The following is a 15,687-nucleotide window of genomic DNA, read 5'->3' on the forward strand; positions in this document are numbered from 1 at the left end:
TGGTCGACGGGGTATCAGTTGGAAACCGGTGATGTCATCGTCTCCTGAGCCTCATCAGCAGCATCGACCTGTTTGTGGTCGAGGGTGAAGCGGTAGGAGCCCATCATGAGCAGGCAGGCGATTCCGATGCCGACCAGCACGATGATCGGTAGCGCGCCGGCGCTGTAGGAGCCCGTGGCGCCGTAGATCTGTCCGAGCAGGAAGATGCCGAAGGCCGCGCCCTGAGCGTAGAGGAGGTAGATGAATCCCAGCACCCGACCGTACGAGTGCTTGGGGAAGTAGCGGCTCACCATGTACGCGGCGAGATCGCCCTCGGATCCCAAACCCAGGCCGATAAGTGCGGAACCCACGAAGAGCAGGCCGATCTCCGACGAGGTGATCATGAGGAAGACCCCGACGGCGCACAAAGCGAAGATGATCGATCCGATGACTGGAGCGTAGAACCGGTCGAGCAGGTAGCCGACGAGCAGACGAGCGGAGATCGACGCCAGGCTGAGTACGGACAGGATCGAAACGGCAGTCCCCTGGCTGATGCCCTTGTCGGTGGTCATCGGCACGACCTGCGACATCAGACCGAAGGTGGCCGAGGACACCACGAAGATCGCGACGGAGAGCAGCCAGAACTGCCGGTATTTCCGCGCCACGGTGAGGAGGGACTCCCCGGCCATTCGGCCCTGCAGACGTGCGGCCGCGCGCTCGGCGTCGTGTTCGGCGGGCATCCGGGTGACGAATGCATAGACCGAAGCCGGGACGACGGTGCACACGGCGCCGATGACGAGGAAGGCGAGGCGCCAGCCACCCATGCCCAGCACCCAGTTCGCGAGGTAGGGCATCAGCACCCCGCAGGCGCCGAGACCGGCCATGAGGACGCCCAGCGCCATGCCTCGGCGATCTTGGAACCACGCGCTGACCACTGTGGAGTGCGCTACCGGGTTCACCGCACCCGCACCGGCACCGATCAGGATGCAGAGGGCAAAGAAGAGCGTTTCGTTGTTCGGAAGGGCGGACATCAGCATGAGTCCGATTCCGAAAGCCAAGGCCATCGGTACCGAGGGCATCCTCGGACCGTAGCGGTCGATGAGGAAGCCGAGGATGACGATGCTGACTCCGACCATCACCGTCTCGATGGACAGGCCGTTGGCGATGACACTGCGGTCCCATCCGAACTCCTCGGTCATAGGCTTGCCGAGGATGTTGAACAGAACGTTGACCGTGCTGGTGCCGAACAACAGTGTGACAAAGCCGGTGATGACGTACCACCAGCGGTTCAAGTGCCGCGTGGGCACCTGCAACCCAGTCGTGCCGACTGCGTTCATGAAAGCTCCTGTGATCGATATCGGTGGTCGGGGTGGCGATGCTGCGCACGGAACCTCGAGGAGTGGTCCCTGTCACACGATGACAGCATACGGACAGTCCAATGTAAAGGACAGGCCAAAGCGATCCGGGCGGGGCCGGCGATTTCCCCGGACGGCGGATCGTGGCGCCTTCCAAGCTGCGAGCCTCTTATAAAGGGTCATACCATTGGACAATTAGGTACTGGACTGGATACACTTGCCCCGTGATCGCAGTCACAAGAGCGGCCGGAAGCGGCATGGGCACCGGGGTCGGCGATGTGGGGCCATGGTGAGTCGGACGGCGACTTCGACGCATCTCGTAGAGCGAGCCGCCGAGCTTCTCGGTACGGCCGGCAAGCTGCTGGGTGAAGAGACCCGCGACCTGCTCTCTTCCGCTCTACCGGTGTCGCTGGCTACGACGCGGCGTCGACTCGCCCGTGCGCTGACCGAGGGGCGGGTGGCCGGAACGGACATCGAGGACGCGTGTCGAATTCTCGTCGACATCGAACACCTGGAGGAGCAGTTCGCCGAGGCCGAGGCGATTCGTCCCGTCGCCGAGTTGCGCGAGGTACACGACGCCGCAGACAAACTTCGGGAGCTTCCGCCGCACGAGATCATCGAGTCGGCACCAGAGGTCGTCTGCACCACGCTGCCGTTCGCGCGCTCGTTGATTTCCGCAGTGTCGGGCACTCGGTGGCAGCCACGCCGCCTCTATCTGCGGCCCGAACTCGACGGCTCACCACTCGACTTCTCCGACTACGTGAACTCCGCCGAACTCTCGCTGGTGGAGGCACCTCTGGAAACCGAGCTGGTCCGCCGCCGGGTTCCGGCGCTGGTCGCGGCCCCGGCCGACGACAACCGCACACACAAGGAGATGGTCAGTGCGTCCCGGACGTCGGCGTACGTCGCTGCACCGGTCATGTCCGGGGGAAAGGTCATCGGGCTGCTCCATGCCGATCGTCCTGGATCGACCGATGCGCTCGACCCGGGTGATCGAGACCGATTGGACACGTTCGCAACCATCCTGGCGATCATCTACGAACAGGCGGTTCTGAAGCATCGGTTGCAACTACAGCGGGCACGGGTCGAGAAGTCGTTCGACGCAACTCAGACCATGCTCGATCGGATCTCGATGGCCGAGGCGATTCTCTCCCGCCGTTCCGAGGTACCGGCGGACGGTGCCGTCGGCAAGCCCGACGACCACCATGGGGTCGCACCGGACTCGGTACTGACCCTCCGGGAACGCGAGATCCTCTCCCATCTCGCCACAGGAGCAACGAACAGCCAGATCGCCCGAGCGCTGGTCATCTCGGAGGGCACCGTGAAATCGCACGTGAAAGCGGTACTCCAGAAGCTGCACGCACCTACGCGCGCTGCCGCGGCTGCTCTCTATTCGAGCCGGGCTCGACCACAGCGATGAAGGAGAGATCTCAGGGGCAAACGGCCGCCCGGTCGGCCGCCGACCGCGAATTGTCACACGCCGTCGTCGCCCTCCTCGACCGGCTCCGGAACACCTACGGTGTCGGCCCGCGTCCCGGCACGACTCGCTCGGCTTCTCTCGACACTCGAATGACACCGCTGGACGAAGCCACCGAATGTGCGTTCACCGCGTTGACCGAACTCGACCCCGAGCGTCGACAGGCACTCGGTCGCCTCATCGTCGACCTCCAGGACTTGCGCCGTCGAATCCGCACGGAGCAACCCCGACCGGAGCATGTGTCCTCGCCCCTCGACTTCGCCGGCGCGATACGTCGTCTTCGTGGTGCCGAGTCGGTCGCCGGTCTCCGCAAACTCCTCTGCCGAGAAGTTGCGCACACCGCCCACCTCGACCGAATAATGTTGTCCGAGGTGCACAACGGAACGTGGACGGCGCTCGAATTCTACAGCGTGGCAAGGACGGAGGAGGTACTCGAGTTGCCGCCCGCCCTATCCCTCACCTCCGAATCGGCCGAGCGCAGGGCATGGAAGACACGGTCGGCGGTGCTTGCCGGGTGGGACGCCGACATCGGACCGAGCCCGGAGGCTGCGCAGATGCTCGCCTCGAGTTCGTACGTGGTGGCTCCGATCACCGTGTCGACCGGTGTGATCGGGCTCGTGCACGGAAGCCGCACCACCGGTGAAGCGTTGGACGCGATGGTCAGAGATGTGCTCGGCGCCTTCGCACGAAGTTCCGGAATGCTGTTCGAGCGGGTGACGCTCGCCGATCGCCTCAGAGAACAGAAGAGCCTGCTCATCCAACGATTGCAGCAGGAGGCAAGGGAAGCCGAGCTTCTCGAGCATGCCGATGTGCGTTTCGTCGACGAGAACTCCACCCGGTGGGCCGTCGCGCCGACCGGAGGCTTGAACGAAGATCCGGATACCTCGGCGCTCGGCTCTCTGACTGCTCGTGAACGCGAGGTTTTCGCATTGGTTGCCCGGGGTGCGTCCAACGCCGACATCGCCGAGGAGTTGGTCATCAGCCACTTCACGGTGAAGACACACGTCAAGAAGATCCTCCGAAAACTGGGCGCGAGGAATCGGTCCGAAGCCATCTACCGCTACGTCGCGATGACAGACTCGCGAAACAGCGGGAGTCGGTGACCGATCTGTCACGAGCGCAGTGGCCACCGTTCCCACCAGGACGACCCGCCGCGGGCGGCGCCGGCCGATCAGGCGTCGGCAACCGATTCGGCTGCCTGCCTGCGGAGGAGGTACTTCTGGATCTTTCCGGTTGCGGTGGTAGGGAGTTGATCCACAACCACGAGCCTTTCCGGAATCTTCTGCGCCATGGTCTTGCGTTCGTTCCGGAGGAAGCCGGCCACCTCCTCCAGAGTCGGTGCGGAGCCGTCGGCGACGATGAAGGCGCACACCTTCTCGCCGAGGCGGGCGTCGGGCATCGACACCGCCGCTGCGGCGATGATCCGCGGATGCGCCAAGAGGTGCTCCTCGATCTCCCGCGCCGAGATGTTCATGCCTCCCCGGATGATGAGGTCCTTGATCCGTCCCGTGACCCGCAGATAGCCGTCCGTGTCGACGCGGCCGAGATCACCGGACGCGAGGAATCCCCGGGCATCGACCGACGCGGCCGTGCGCTCGGGATCACGCCAGTATCCGAGGAAGATGCCCGGTCCGCCGTAGAAGATCTGGCCTTCCTCGTCTGCCGGCACGACAGCGCCCGCTTCGTCGCGGATCTCGAGATCGACACCGGCGAACGCCCGCCCGTCGGAGGAGAGCACCTTCTCGACGGGGTCGTCCACGCGCACGGCCGTCACCAGGAGTCCTTCGCTGCTGCCGTACACCGGGAGGAGGGTGCAATCAGGGAGCGCCGCCTTCCAATCCCGCAGTAGGGTTTCCGGGATCGGGGCCCCGGCGCTGACCCAGAGTCGCATCGAGCTCAGGTCGTGAACTGCGCCGGCCTCGATGGCTCCGAGCGCCATCTGCAGGAACGGCGTCGCGGCCATGCTGACCGTAGTCCTGAACTCCGCGATACGTCGAAGTCCCTCGTTCGGCTCCCACACGTCGAGGAGGTGGATTCCGCTGCCGAGGATCAACGGTGTCGCCACGCCCACGGCGAGCCCGGTCGCATGCGTCACCGGGGAAGGCATGAAGACCACATCGTCGGAATTCAGGCCCATCACCTCACGACCGAGACCGTAGACGGTGAAGGACAGGGTGTTGAACGTGTGCTGGCAACCCTTCGGGCGTGATTCCGTCCCCGAGGTGTAGATGATCGCGTGGGCGGCATCCGCCGAGGGCGGCGATCCGAGTTCGTCGTTACCGGGCACATGGTCACCGGCGATCAGCGAATCGAACGCCACCTCGCCGGCGCCTACCGCCCCGCGCACGACGACGACGTGCTCGAGTCCGGGCACCTCGCGGCGTACTTCGGTCACCATGTCGGCATAGCGGAACTTGCGAAATTCCTCGGTGACGAAGGAGATCTTGGCTCCGGAGTGCTCGAGGACGTAGCGCACCTCGTCATGTCGGTAGACCGGCATCGTGGGCACCAGAACGGCGCCGATCCGGGCCACGGCCACGTAGATGACGACGAATTCGTTCCAGTTCGGCAGCTGCACCTGCACCCGGTCGCCAGGGACGACTCCGAGTCGTCTCAGAGATGCCGCGAGACGGTACGCCTGCGCGCGAAGTTCGCTACGGGTGAGTGCGCCGTAGCCGTCGGTGACGGCGACGAAATCCGGGTCGGTCTCCGCCCAGCGGTCGATGTGCTCGGTCAGGCTTTCGTCGCGCCAGTAACCGTTCGAGCGGAACGCGTGGAGAGTGCCCGCGCTGTAGCGGCCCTCGGGTCGGATTGCCCCTGTGTGCTCCATGACATCCATGTGGAGATCCTTGCTTTCAGGAGCCCCTCCGCGGCGGGAGGTGGGCCCGGAGTTGTCGGTCGAACCATGATGTCGACCGGAAAATGAGGAAGAGAACGATTCGGACGCGATCTCGGCCTCGAGGGGGAAGGAAATGCCTCGATGGGATGAGATGCCGGGAGTGACGCACACGCGCCGTACCCAGTGGCGTGGTCGATGGCGAAACAGCTCACCGAAACCGAGGTCACCGACGTGTGCGATGTGGACCGCACCGTCGTCGTTCCGATACGGGATGATGGTGGCGACGTCGCGTCACCCGGATGAGGGGTTCGGCCCCGGTACGGAGGCGGTACTTAGGCCGCGGATATTCCCCCGTTGACGCTGATGGCCTGTCCGGTGAGCCGTCGTGCGGCGGGGGAGGCGAGGAAGACCGCGAGCGCCGCCAGGTCCTCGGATTCGGGGACGCCGAGGTGGGCCTGCTGGGCGGCCTTGGCGAACAGTTTGGCGCTGAATCCGTCGGAGGTGATCCGCTCGGTCGAGCCGGTTCCGGCGACGAGAGACGGCGTCAGGACGTTGACCCGGATTCCGTTGCGCTTGGCCTCGATCGCCAGGGTTCGGGTGAACATGACGATCGCCGCCTTGGCTGCACCGATGACCGCTTCGCCGGGCGTGGCGGTCTTCGCGGCATCCGAGGCGACGTTGATGATCACCCCGGCCTTCCTTGCCGTCATGTGGGGAACGATTTCGCTCGCAAGGTACATGCACGGCAGGGCGAGTTGGTCGAAGATGCGGGCGATGTCGTCGGTGGGGATGTTCGCGAAGAGTTCCGGGCGGGTGTCCGCCGCTGTCGTGGAGACGAGGATGTCGACGCCCTCCAGGACCCGTTCGGCTTGGAGGGCGATGTGTGTGGCGCCGTCGACGGTGGTCGCATCGGCGGACAGGAATGTCACGTCGCAGGATGAGTTGGCGGACGAGATGCGTTCCCGGGCAGAAGCTCCACGTTCCGATCCTCGACCGACGATCATGATGCGCGGTACGCCGGCCTGAGCGAGGCCCACGGCGGTCGCCAGGCCGATTCCGGCCGTGCCTCCCACGATCAGTGCGCTGCTGTCCGTCAGTTCCTTCGGTGCTGCGATATCACGCGTGTTCATTCGTGTATTCCGTTCGGGAGTAATGGATCAGAGCGATACCGTGCCGCGGGCGAAGATGTCCTTGGCGATGATGCGCTTCTGGATCTCGGCCGTGCCGTCGGCGACGAGGTAGGCGGTGACGTCGCGGTATCTCTGCTGCAGAGGTGATTCGGTCGAGTAACCGAGGTTTCCGTGGACCCGCATGGCGAACTCGATCGCGTTCTTGGCCACGACGGGCGGCCACCACTTGCTCATCGACGCGAGGGCGGTGTGCGGTTGCGCGGTTTCTCGCAGCCACAGCGCCCGATAGCAGATCCAGCGGGCACCTTCGAGGTAGGTGGCGTGTTCGGCGAATTGGAATGCGAGGCCTTGGTGCTCGGACAGCGGCTGCCCGAAGGTTTCCCGATGCTGCGCGTAGTCGGCAGCTTCCTCGAGGCTCTGTTTCGCTGCCCCGAGACACATCAGCCCGAGGGCGGCACGGCTGAAGTCGAAGTGCTCCATCACCGAGTGGAAGCCCTTGCCGAGTTCACCGACGAGATGCGATTCCGGGACGAAGACGTCGGACAGGTGGATGCTTCCCCAGCCCAGGGGGAGGCAACCCATGCCCGGCATGTGGCTGACAGTGACTCCGTCCGCATCGAGCGGGACGACGAAGCAGCTGACGCCCCGCGCTCGCTCCGATCCGGGTTCGCGGGCATAGACGAGGGCCGCAGTGGCGTTCATCGCCCACGAGATCGCGGTCTTCTCACCGTTCAGGCGCCACCCGCCCGCCACTGCGGTGGCGGTGGTGCGAAGGGCGCTTGCGTCGGATCCGGACCCCGGCTCGGTCAAGGCTATGGCGACGGTCTGTTCACCGCGGATCAGTGGCGGAAGGTAACGCTCCTGGACTTCGTCCCGGCACAGCGCCAGCTGGGAGGCGACCAGACCGATCTGTACCGGCGCCGATGCCATGTTCACGTCGCCGTATGCGAGGGTCTCGGTGGCGATGCCGAGCAGAATCGGATCTTCGTTGCCGGTCCCGCCGTACTGCTCGGGGAGTCCGATGCCCAGCAGGCCGATATCGCCGAGCTTCTTCAGGATGTCGAAGGGGAATTCCGTCGATGCTGCTCGGTCGCGGTAACCGGGCAGGAGTACGCGGCCGCTGAACGCTGTCAGCGTCTTTCGGAACTCCTCGTGTTCGTCGGTGAATGCGAAGGAAACCATCGGAGTGTGCTCCTGTGCGTGACTCGATCGGGGGTGATCACGGCGAGGGAAGCGCTGACGCACGATGCGAAGGCGGATGGACCCATTCCCTGCCGGAAAAGAACTCTAGGTTTGAATAGTAGGTCGACAAAGCAGTTTCGGCAAGAGGTGGGTGATGCGGAGCAGCGCGGCGCTCGACTGTTGCAGCCGCGAAAGGTTCAGGCGTTCAATGGCCCGTCTCGATGTCGCCGACAGCGCGGCGGACGAGTTGCAGGTGTGCGATCAAGGATTCCAGGGTCTCGGTGTCGACCGAGGCGAGACCGAACCGGGTACCGGCGAGTCGATCGTTCGCTTCCTCGACCACGTCCATGCCGGCCGGGGTGAGCGTGGCGAGAACGGTCCGGCGATCCGTCTCGTGAGCGTGGCGTTCGACGAGGCCGGCCTTCACGAGCTGATCGACCGCCATCGACACCGTGGTCGGATGGACCATGAGGTACTTGCTCAGCTTTCCCAGTGGACGGGTCCGGCCCTCGGACAGCTGCAGCGAAGTCAGAATGAAATAGGCGTTGCGCGACAATCGAAGCGAGCGCAGTTCTCCGTCCATGGCGCGGACGATCCACTGATGTGTACGAAGTAGGGCCATCGTGGTGGCGAATTCCAGTTCGGCCGAATCCCGCCGTTCCGTCCACTCGGCGCGCATCCAATCGATCACATCGCGGCTGTCGTCGGCAGGGGTCGGCCCTTCGCTCACCACTACGCGTCCTCTCGTCGTCGCCGAACCATGCCTCGCACCGACAGCCGGGTTGTATCGGATTCGATGATAGGGGTACGGGTGTCGCCGGTCGGTGCACGAACGGCTCAGCTGTGCGAGAGCACGATCTTCCCGAATCCGCTTCCCTGTTCGAGGTGCTTGTGGGCGGCGGCCGCTTCGGCGAGGGGGAAAACCGCGCTGATAGGCAGTGGGGGGACGGTTTCGGCGTCCAGCAGCCGTAGAAGACCGGTGAAGTCGTGCGGGCTGCCCATCGTGGTCCCGATCAGTTCGTATTGCCCGAAGTAGAACGGGCGGATGTCGAGGGCGGCGTGTTCGCTGCGGGAGGCCCCCAGCACGACCAGTCGACCCCCCGGCCGCAGTGCTGCGATGGACTGTTCCCACGTGCCGATGGAATCCAGGACGAGATCGAATCCTTGGCCGTGGGGTGAGAGCCGGCGAGCGGCATCCGGCCATGCGGGGTCGGTGTACAAAACGCCGTTCGTCGCGCCGAGTTCTCGAGCCTGCGCAATCTTGGACGTCGACGAGGAGGTGACGGTGACGCGCGCACCCACGGCGGCCGCGAGCATCACGGCCATGGTGGCGACGCCGCCGCCGGCGCCGAGGACCAGGAGGTTTTCGCCGGCGCGGAGGCGGCCGCGTGTGAACAGGGCGCGGTAGGTGGTGAGTCCGACGAGGGGCAGTGCAGCGGCCTGTTCCCAGGTGAGGTTGCGGGGCTTGGGCGCGACGCAGTCCTTCGGGACTCGGACGAACTCGGCGTAGGTGCCGCGCTGGTGATCGCCGAGGATCTCCCATTGCGCGCCCGGGGCGGCTTCGCGATCGCCCCACCACAGTGAGGGGAGCACGAGGACTTCCTCGCCGGTGTCCGTGCGGATCCCCGCGCCGTCCGCGCCGAGAATGTGCGGCAGTGGTGAGGAGTACTTGCCCTGTCGCACCAAGACGTCGTGCCAGTTGAGCGCGGCCGCCTTCAGTTTGACGGTGACCCATCCTGGCCCGGGGGTCGGATCGGGGACCGATTGCCACTTCAAGACATCAGGTCCTCCGAATTCCTGCATCACGACGGCGTCCACAATGATCCTTTCGGTCGTACCTGGTGCGCGATACTGCACATCCTGCGGTGTGGGGAGGGTCGGCCTGTAACCGTCACCGGTGCCGATCCGAGGGTTGAACCGGTGGATTCCGGCGGGCGGGGTTCGTGCCGGCTCTACATCCGAGGGCTACGGGGATCTCCACAGCGGTCGCCGGTGTCGTTTGCGCTCGCTCTCGGTCAGGCCGCCCCAGATGCCGTACTGCTCCGAGTGGGCGAGTGCGTGCTTGCGGCATCGAGGTAGCACGGGGCATTGCTGACACACGCTCTTCGCCTCGGTTTCGCGCAGTGCTCGTTCGTGCCCGGCTTCGTGCTCGGGTCCGAAGAACAGCGAGGGGTCCGCATCGCGGCACCGGCCGTGTCTTTGCCAGTCGGTGTCGGCGGTCGAGAAGGGGGTGATGTGATGTTTCGTCGAAGGACGCGTCATGAGCTCCACCTGGATGGGGGAATGTGCCGTCTGTCGATCAGTCATGCGCGACTCTCAGGATCGGTGCATCGATCGCCCTGGCCGCCGCCTCCGCAGAGGGCTGCGGCACCCGTGCCGCCGCCTCGGCGTCGCAGTTCCAGCGCCAGCGCAATCCGTGCGCCGCTCATGCCCATCGGATGTCCGAGTGCGATTCGAGTTCCTGTCGAAGTCGAAGATGGCGCAAGGCCGCCGATGCCGCGGTCGCGACGGTGAAACGGGAGTTGCTCGAGCGGGGCCGGCGAGCCGGCCGGAAGGTGGTGTCGGTGCGGCCCGCGTACACGAGCATGACGTGTTCGAGGTGTTTCGCGAGAGCCGAGCAATGCTCCGGACTCGAGGAACGTGTTTTCCGGTGCTGGGCGTGCGGGCATACCGCGTGCCGGGACCGGAACGCTGCCAGAGTGGTTCTGGCTGTGGCGGAGCGTGGCCACACCGGTGTCGACGACGTGAGTCAAGCGGATCACCTCCCTCCGGGTGGTGGTGCGGTTGCGGTCTGAGTCGGGAATCTCCTGCCTTCGGGAAGGAGAGGCGTCAAGAGCACTCCCTGTGGCTGTTGCGGATCGGAAGGGGTGTCCTGCGCCGGTCAGTGGACGGCGCTGTAGGTGATGGTGGCGGTGGTGCACGTCTTTCCAGCCGCGTTGCGACTGGAGACTTCGACGATTCCGAGGCTGCGACCGCAGTGCACAACCTTCGGTGTGAAAGTGACGGGTTCGTCCGACGGGCACGGCCGCAGATACGAGATGTGAATCGAGGTGGTGCGGAACTCCGCGTCGGTGGGTAACGCAGCCGAACCCGCGATTTCGGAGGCGCACAGGAGCACACCACCGTGGATGTTGCCCATCGGATTCGCGAGCATCGGTGACGGGCCGAATTCGATCCCACTGGCCCCCCGCGCGTGCTCGGCCCCCAGCAGGTCGATGATCGAGCGGGCGCGGAGTCGAGAGTCCAGATCATCGGGGGAGAGGACGGGTGCGCCCGGTGGGTCGGTCAGTGGCACTGTCTGGAGGCGGGTGGACCCGCAGGCGATCAGACGGCCCTGCGCGTCGACGACCCGGCCGCCGGCCAGCCCGGTCCGCGAGCCTCGGCCGAGAACCCAGCTTTCGGCGCGGAGAACCGATCCGTCGACCGGTGGGTCCGCTATGAAGTCGAGATGGATTTCGGTGCTCACCGCCCAGTGTCCCTCAGGAGTTGGTCCACTGACGAGATGTCCCATCACGTCATCCATTACGACGCCGAGAGTTCCTCGGCACGGTTGTCCGAATTCGTCGGCAAGCCATGGCCCCGTGAGCATGTCGGTCAGCCCGCGGGTCTCGTCGCCGGTCACATCGGCGACTCGGAACAGCTTTTCGGCGGCGGTGGAGAAGAACCGAAGCGCAGTGGGGGTGTCGATGGTCATGGCTCTCCTGACGGACGGTGAAGCCGAATACGCGCACGCGCCCAGGGCCCGACCGCCGGAGAGTGGTCTCCGGCGGTCAGGTCCGTCGGGATGGGGAGCTCAGACGCCACGTTGGGCCTTGGCGGCTTCGCTTGCGGCCTTGCTGCGTTCACGTGCGGTGGCCCAGTCCTCGTCGGTCATGGAGGTCAAGCCGGCGAAAGTGCCGGGTCCGGCGAGCATCTGGCCCCCGTCCATGGCGATGGTCTGCCCGGTGAGGTAGTCGCAGGCGTCGGACAGCAGGAAGATTGTCAGGTTGGCCAGTTCCTCGATGGTGCCCATCCGCCCCATCGGGACCTGGTCGGCCTGGGTGGCGCCGACCGCGCTCTTGTCGGTGGGGTTGAGCATCTCCCAGGCGTAGTCGGTGGGGATCGGTCCGGGGGCCAAAGCATTCAGGCGAATTCCGTAGCGGGCCCATTCGACCGCCAGGGACATCGTCATCGAATGCACGGCGGCCTTGGCCATCGCGGAGGGGACCACGAACGCCGAACCGCTCCACACCCAGGTGGTCAGCGTGGACAGCACCACGCCCCTGGTGCCACCTTCGATCCAGCGGCGGCCGGCGGCGTGGGTGGTGTTGAACGAACCGTTCATCACGGTGGAGGTGACCGCTTCGAAGGCCCGCGGGCTGAGTGACTCGGTGGGGGCGATGAAGTTGGCGGCGGCGTTGTTGATCACTCCGGTGAGGGGGCCGTGCAGGGTCCAGATCTCGTCCATCGCGGCGGACACCATCTCCGCATTGCGGACGTCGACGGTCTGCCAGTGGACCGAGCCGGGCCGCGAGACGGACGCCTCGCTGGCGGCTTCTTCGAGGACGGCGGGTCGGCGTCCCCAGAGGTGAACGTCGGCGCCGTGGTCGACGAGGTGGCGGGCGACGCCGCGACCGAGGCCGGTTCCACCGCCGGTGATGAGGATTCGCTTGCCGGCGAGGGCCTCGGACGTGAACGGGGAGGTGGTCATGTCGGGTCCTATCGGTCGGGGAACGGGAGTCACAGTCCCAGGCTCTTGCTGATGATTTCGCGTTGGATTTCGTTGGTGCCGCCGTAGATGGTCGGTGCCAGGGCGTGGCGGACCTGTTCTTCCATGCCGTATTCGCGGGTGTAGCCGTAGCCACCCATCATCTGCATGGCTTCGAGGGTGGTCTTCTTCGCGATCTCGGTGCATTTGAGTTTGGCCATCGAGCCCTCACGGTTGAGATTGTCCTCCTCGCCGGCGTCGATGCGTTCGGCGACCTCGTAGACGAAGGACTTTGCGAAGGCGATTTCGGTGGCGAGGTCGGCGATGCGGTGGCGGATGGCCTGGAAGCTGCCGATCTTGCGTCCGAACTGCTCACGTTCGGTGACGAACGCGATGACGTCGTCGAGTGCGCGTTCGGCGGCACCGAGCGACATGGTGGCGATGATGAGCCGCTCGACGCTCAGGCCGCGCATGAGGTGGCGCCACGCCCGGTTCGGGGTGCCGACCACGGCGGTGACCGGGACGGCCACGTCGGTGAAGTAGAGGTCGTTGCAGGTGCGGGCCTCCATGGTGGCGATTCCGTGGATCTCGAGGCCGGGGGTGTCGGTGGGCACCATGAACAGGGTCAGACCCGTGTGCTTGGAGCCGGAGGAGTCGGTGCGGGCGAGCAGCAGGATGTGCTCGGCGACGTGGGCTGCGGAGATCCACGTCTTCTGGCCGTTGATGACGTAGTGGTCGTCGACGAGCTCGGCCTTGATGCGGACGCCGCCGAGGTCGGATCCCGCGCCGGGCTCGCTCAGGGCGATCGCTTCGAGCTTGCCCGCGGCCATGTTCGACACGATCGTGCGCTTCTGCTCCTCGGTCCCGTAGCGCAGATACGTCTGGGCGGCGGTCAGGCCGGTCGAGTAGCCGGTGATGGGGGCCAGACCGCGAGAGGTCTCCTCGAGGAAGATGCACTCCTCGACCATCCCGGCGCCGCCACCGCCGTATTCCTCGGGCAACGACACCGCGAGCCAGCCGAGTGCTGCGAACTTGTCGAGGAGGACCTGGCTGTTGGCCACGGTGCCGTCGGCGGTGAGCGCATCGCGTTGTTGAAGGGTTTTGCACTCGGCGTCGCAGAACTCGCGGACCGCGAGTGCGAACTCCTGTTGTTCTCGGCTGAAGCGCATGTCGACAATTGCTCTCTGTGAAGAACCGGGGTGGGTGACGTGATCTGGGGCAGGTCACCGGGCGGCGGGACGGTGGTGTCTCGCCGCCCGGGAGCTGGGGAGGGTCAGGCGCCGCGGAACTTGGAGAAGTCGGGCTTGCGCTTCTCGTTGAACGCGCTGATGCCCTCGAGTGCTTCGGCGGACTCACCGAACAGCTTGAGTGTGGAGTAGGCCATGTTGCCCTGGGCGATGAAGTGCTCGGTGTCGGCGTTGAGCGACTGCTTGAGCACCTTCAGTGAGGTGGGGGAGAGCTGCAGGATCTCGTCGGCCCAGGCCCGGACTTCGGCGCGGAGCTGGTCGGCGGGTACGACCTTGTTGACCAGCCCCCATTCCAGGGCCTGCTGGGCGCTGTAGCGGCGGCACATGAACCAGATTTCCCGCGCCCGCTTCTCGCCGATGGCGCGGGCGAGGTAGCCGGTGCCCAGACCGGCGTCGAAGGATCCCACCCGGGGGCCGTTCTGTCCGAAGATGGCGTGCTCGGCGGCAATGGACATGTCGCACAGCAGGTGCAGGACATGTCCGCCGCCGACGGCGACACCGTTGACGGCGGCGATGACGGGCTTGGGGGTGTCCCGGATGACACGGTGCAGGGCCTCGACTTCGAACAGGCCGCTGTCGGACGGGCCGTAGTCGCCGGTCTCCATGCGCTGCTTCTGGTCGCCGCCCGAGCAGAAGGCCTTCTCACCGGCGCCGGTGAGGGCGACAGCGCCGACCTCGGCGCTGCCCCAGGCGGCCTTGAAAGCCTTGACGAGTTCGTCGACCGTGCGGGCGCGGAAGGCGTTGTATCGGTCCGGCCGGTTGATCGTGATCCAGGCGAGCCCGTTGTCGACCTCGTACGTCACGTCCGTGAATGCGGTGAAATCAGTCATCGACCTGCTGGTCCCTTCCTGCTCGGGTGGCTCGCCGTCGCCGCGAGAACAGGTCGCGGGACGGAGTCGTCGGGTTTGGTCCGACCGTATGACAAATGTACCCCGCGTTAACGATCGTTTTCAAGAGGTGGGTTGCTTGTCGAGTCCTGAGCTGGTGGCGGGAACCGCACAATATGCCCACAGCCGAGCCCGGGTAGAGGACACTTCCGACCGAACCTTCGCGTGGGCTCCCCGGAGGAATCGACATTGGCGATCGGCGCGAGATACGTCGCAGGACTCCGGGCGGTCGTAGGGTTCGCTCGTCGTTCTGCTCTCGACCGGCGCCTTCTGCCAGGCCCTCATCCCCGGAGAGTGAACCCCACGGAATTCGACGTCACGACGCTGCACGGCCGCCGGATCAGCGCTGGCACCGGACGGTCGTGGTCGATCTGCTCGAGCGGTTGGTGTGGAGCAGCCCGGACAAGGATGCACTGGGCGGCTGGGCCGGGGCGTACCCCACCGAAGACTTTCGGCGCCTGACCTATCGACAGGCGGACGACGCGACGAATCGCACTGCACGAGCATTACAGGCGGCGGGCCCGGCCGACGGCGAACGCGTCCTGCTGTGCTGCGAGAACTCCGTCGAGGCCGTGGGGACGATGTGCGGCATCGCCAAGGCCGGTCTCGTGGCGGTACCGGTGAATCCCCACCTCGCCCCCGACGTTCGCGAGTGGGTTGTCGAGCACGTCGGTACCCGGTTCACCGTCGCCGACGGTGAATTCGGCGAACGGGCCCATGGGGTATTCGCACGGGCGGGCCAAGCCCTGCTCGGTCGGGGTGCTCCTGCCGGGCGTGCCGGCGCGCGTCGCCGACGACGGGAACTGTTGATCCGCGGCAGCAACGTGATGTCCGGATACCTGGCGAGCCGCAGCGCACCCCCCGTTACCTTCTTCGTAGTCCCGCACCGCGGGGCCACGGTCGC

General features: G+C 65.8%; 15 protein-coding genes and 1 pseudogene. 4 read left to right on the plus strand and 12 right to left on the minus strand.

Annotated features, from left to right (window positions below):
• Positions 1-14: 14 nt before the first annotated feature.
• Positions 15-1,316 (minus strand): MFS transporter, encoded by a 1,302-nt coding sequence (locus QYS60_RS13780; protein ID WP_102031043.1) that lies wholly within the window; start codon positions 1,314-1,316, stop codon positions 15-17.
• Positions 1,317-1,620: 304 nt separating this feature from the next.
• Between QYS60_RS13780 and QYS60_RS13785 the strand changes: the two genes are divergently transcribed.
• Both QYS60_RS13785 and QYS60_RS13790 read left to right on the plus strand, forming a co-directional pair.
• Positions 1,621-2,754 (plus strand): LuxR C-terminal-related transcriptional regulator, encoded by a 1,134-nt coding sequence (locus QYS60_RS13785; RefSeq protein ID WP_102031936.1) that lies wholly within the window; start codon positions 1,621-1,623, stop codon positions 2,752-2,754.
• Between the two features lie 191 nt (positions 2,755-2,945).
• Entirely contained in the window at positions 2,946-3,914 is a 969-nt protein-coding gene (locus QYS60_RS13790; protein WP_371383433.1) for a response regulator transcription factor, read from the plus strand.
• 68 nt (positions 3,915-3,982) lie between these two features.
• Here QYS60_RS13790 and QYS60_RS13795 read toward each other — a convergent pair whose 3' ends face one another.
• From QYS60_RS13795 to QYS60_RS13825, 7 genes and pseudogenes are all read right to left on the minus strand, one after another.
• Positions 3,983-5,650, minus strand: coding sequence for an AMP-binding protein (locus tag QYS60_RS13795; protein ID WP_102031041.1), 1,668 nt, complete (start codon positions 5,648-5,650; stop codon positions 3,983-3,985).
• Between the two features lie 332 nt (positions 5,651-5,982).
• On the minus strand, positions 5,983-6,780 hold the full coding sequence (locus QYS60_RS13800; protein ID WP_102031040.1) for an SDR family NAD(P)-dependent oxidoreductase: 798 nt from the start codon (positions 6,778-6,780) through the stop codon (positions 5,983-5,985).
• 27 nt (positions 6,781-6,807) lie between these two features.
• Positions 6,808-7,962 carry an acyl-CoA dehydrogenase family protein gene (locus QYS60_RS13805; RefSeq protein ID WP_119699430.1) on the minus strand — a complete coding sequence of 385 codons (1,155 nt, stop codon included), beginning with the start codon at positions 7,960-7,962 and terminating at the stop codon, positions 6,808-6,810.
• 205 nt (positions 7,963-8,167) lie between these two features.
• Positions 8,168-8,692, minus strand: a complete 525-nt coding sequence (locus tag QYS60_RS13810; protein ID WP_371383434.1) for a MarR family winged helix-turn-helix transcriptional regulator — start codon at positions 8,690-8,692, stop codon at positions 8,168-8,170.
• Positions 8,693-8,799: 107 nt separating this feature from the next.
• Positions 8,800-9,780, minus strand: coding sequence for a zinc-binding dehydrogenase (locus QYS60_RS13815; RefSeq protein WP_119699432.1), 981 nt, complete (start codon positions 9,778-9,780; stop codon positions 8,800-8,802).
• A gap of 147 nt (positions 9,781-9,927) precedes the next feature.
• Positions 9,928-10,224: a WhiB family transcriptional regulator gene (locus tag QYS60_RS13820; protein ID WP_371383435.1), complete on the minus strand. Its 297-nt coding sequence runs from the start codon at positions 10,222-10,224 to the stop codon at positions 9,928-9,930.
• A 41-nt stretch (positions 10,225-10,265) separates the two neighbouring features.
• Positions 10,266-10,424 (minus strand): annotated as a pseudogene (locus QYS60_RS13825) (hypothetical protein); the annotation flags it as partial.
• On the opposite strand from QYS60_RS13825, the gene QYS60_RS13830 reads away from it, so the two are divergent.
• On the plus strand, positions 10,401-10,757 hold the full coding sequence (locus QYS60_RS13830) for a zinc ribbon domain-containing protein (protein ID WP_371383439.1): 357 nt from the start codon (positions 10,401-10,403) through the stop codon (positions 10,755-10,757). The pseudogene QYS60_RS13825 and the gene QYS60_RS13830 overlap by 24 nt on opposite strands.
• An 86-nt stretch (positions 10,758-10,843) precedes the next feature.
• On the opposite strand, the gene QYS60_RS13835 is transcribed toward QYS60_RS13830, so the two are convergent.
• The 4 genes from QYS60_RS13835 to QYS60_RS13850 all read right to left on the minus strand — a co-directional run bounded on the left by QYS60_RS13835 (position 10,844) and on the right by QYS60_RS13850 (position 14,726).
• Entirely contained in the window at positions 10,844-11,584 is a 741-nt protein-coding gene (locus tag QYS60_RS13835) for a PaaI family thioesterase (RefSeq protein WP_371383436.1), read from the minus strand.
• A 171-nt stretch (positions 11,585-11,755) separates the two neighbouring features.
• Entirely contained in the window at positions 11,756-12,652 is an 897-nt protein-coding gene (locus QYS60_RS13840) for an SDR family oxidoreductase (RefSeq protein WP_119699435.1), read from the minus strand.
• Between the two features lie 29 nt (positions 12,653-12,681).
• Entirely contained in the window at positions 12,682-13,818 is a 1,137-nt protein-coding gene (locus QYS60_RS13845) for an acyl-CoA dehydrogenase family protein (RefSeq protein WP_119699436.1), read from the minus strand.
• 104 nt (positions 13,819-13,922) lie between these two features.
• Positions 13,923-14,726 carry an enoyl-CoA hydratase-related protein gene (locus QYS60_RS13850; protein WP_119699437.1) on the minus strand — a complete coding sequence of 268 codons (804 nt, stop codon included), beginning with the start codon at positions 14,724-14,726 and terminating at the stop codon, positions 13,923-13,925.
• A 419-nt stretch (positions 14,727-15,145) separates the two neighbouring features.
• On the opposite strand from QYS60_RS13850, the gene QYS60_RS13855 reads away from it, so the two are divergent.
• On the plus strand, positions 15,146-15,687 hold a 542-nt coding region (locus QYS60_RS13855), incomplete at its 3' end, for an AMP-binding protein (RefSeq protein WP_371383437.1).

The organism is Rhodococcus sp. GXMU-t2271 (assembly GCF_041414735.1).
Taxonomy (GTDB): Bacteria; Actinomycetota; Actinomycetes; order Mycobacteriales; family Mycobacteriaceae; genus Rhodococcus; species Rhodococcus indonesiensis.

Bases quoted from the DNA above. Each gene is read 5' to 3' on its own strand.
- QYS60_RS13840 (WP_119699435.1), bottom strand. From the start codon at position 12,652: ATGACCACCTCCCCGTTCACGTCCGAGGCCCTCGCCGGCAAGCGAATC.
- QYS60_RS13805 (WP_119699430.1), bottom strand. From the start codon at position 7,962: ATGGTTTCCTTCGCATTCACCGACGAACACGAGGAGTTCCGAAAGACG.
- QYS60_RS13785 (WP_102031936.1), top strand. From the start codon at position 1,621: ATGGTGAGTCGGACGGCGACTTCGACGCATCTCGTAGAGCGAGCCGCC.
- QYS60_RS13850 (WP_119699437.1), bottom strand. From the start codon at position 14,726: ATGACTGATTTCACCGCATTCACGGACGTGACGTACGAGGTCGACAAC.
- QYS60_RS13780 (WP_102031043.1), bottom strand. From the start codon at position 1,316: ATGAACGCAGTCGGCACGACTGGGTTGCAGGTGCCCACGCGGCACTTG.
- QYS60_RS13830 (WP_371383439.1), top strand. From the start codon at position 10,401: ATGTCCGAGTGCGATTCGAGTTCCTGTCGAAGTCGAAGATGGCGCAAG.
- QYS60_RS13800 (WP_102031040.1), bottom strand. From the start codon at position 6,780: ATGAACACGCGTGATATCGCAGCACCGAAGGAACTGACGGACAGCAGC.
- QYS60_RS13820 (WP_371383435.1), bottom strand. From the start codon at position 10,224: ATGACGCGTCCTTCGACGAAACATCACATCACCCCCTTCTCGACCGCC.
- QYS60_RS13845 (WP_119699436.1), bottom strand. From the start codon at position 13,818: ATGCGCTTCAGCCGAGAACAACAGGAGTTCGCACTCGCGGTCCGCGAG.
- QYS60_RS13795 (WP_102031041.1), bottom strand. From the start codon at position 5,650: ATGGATGTCATGGAGCACACAGGGGCAATCCGACCCGAGGGCCGCTAC.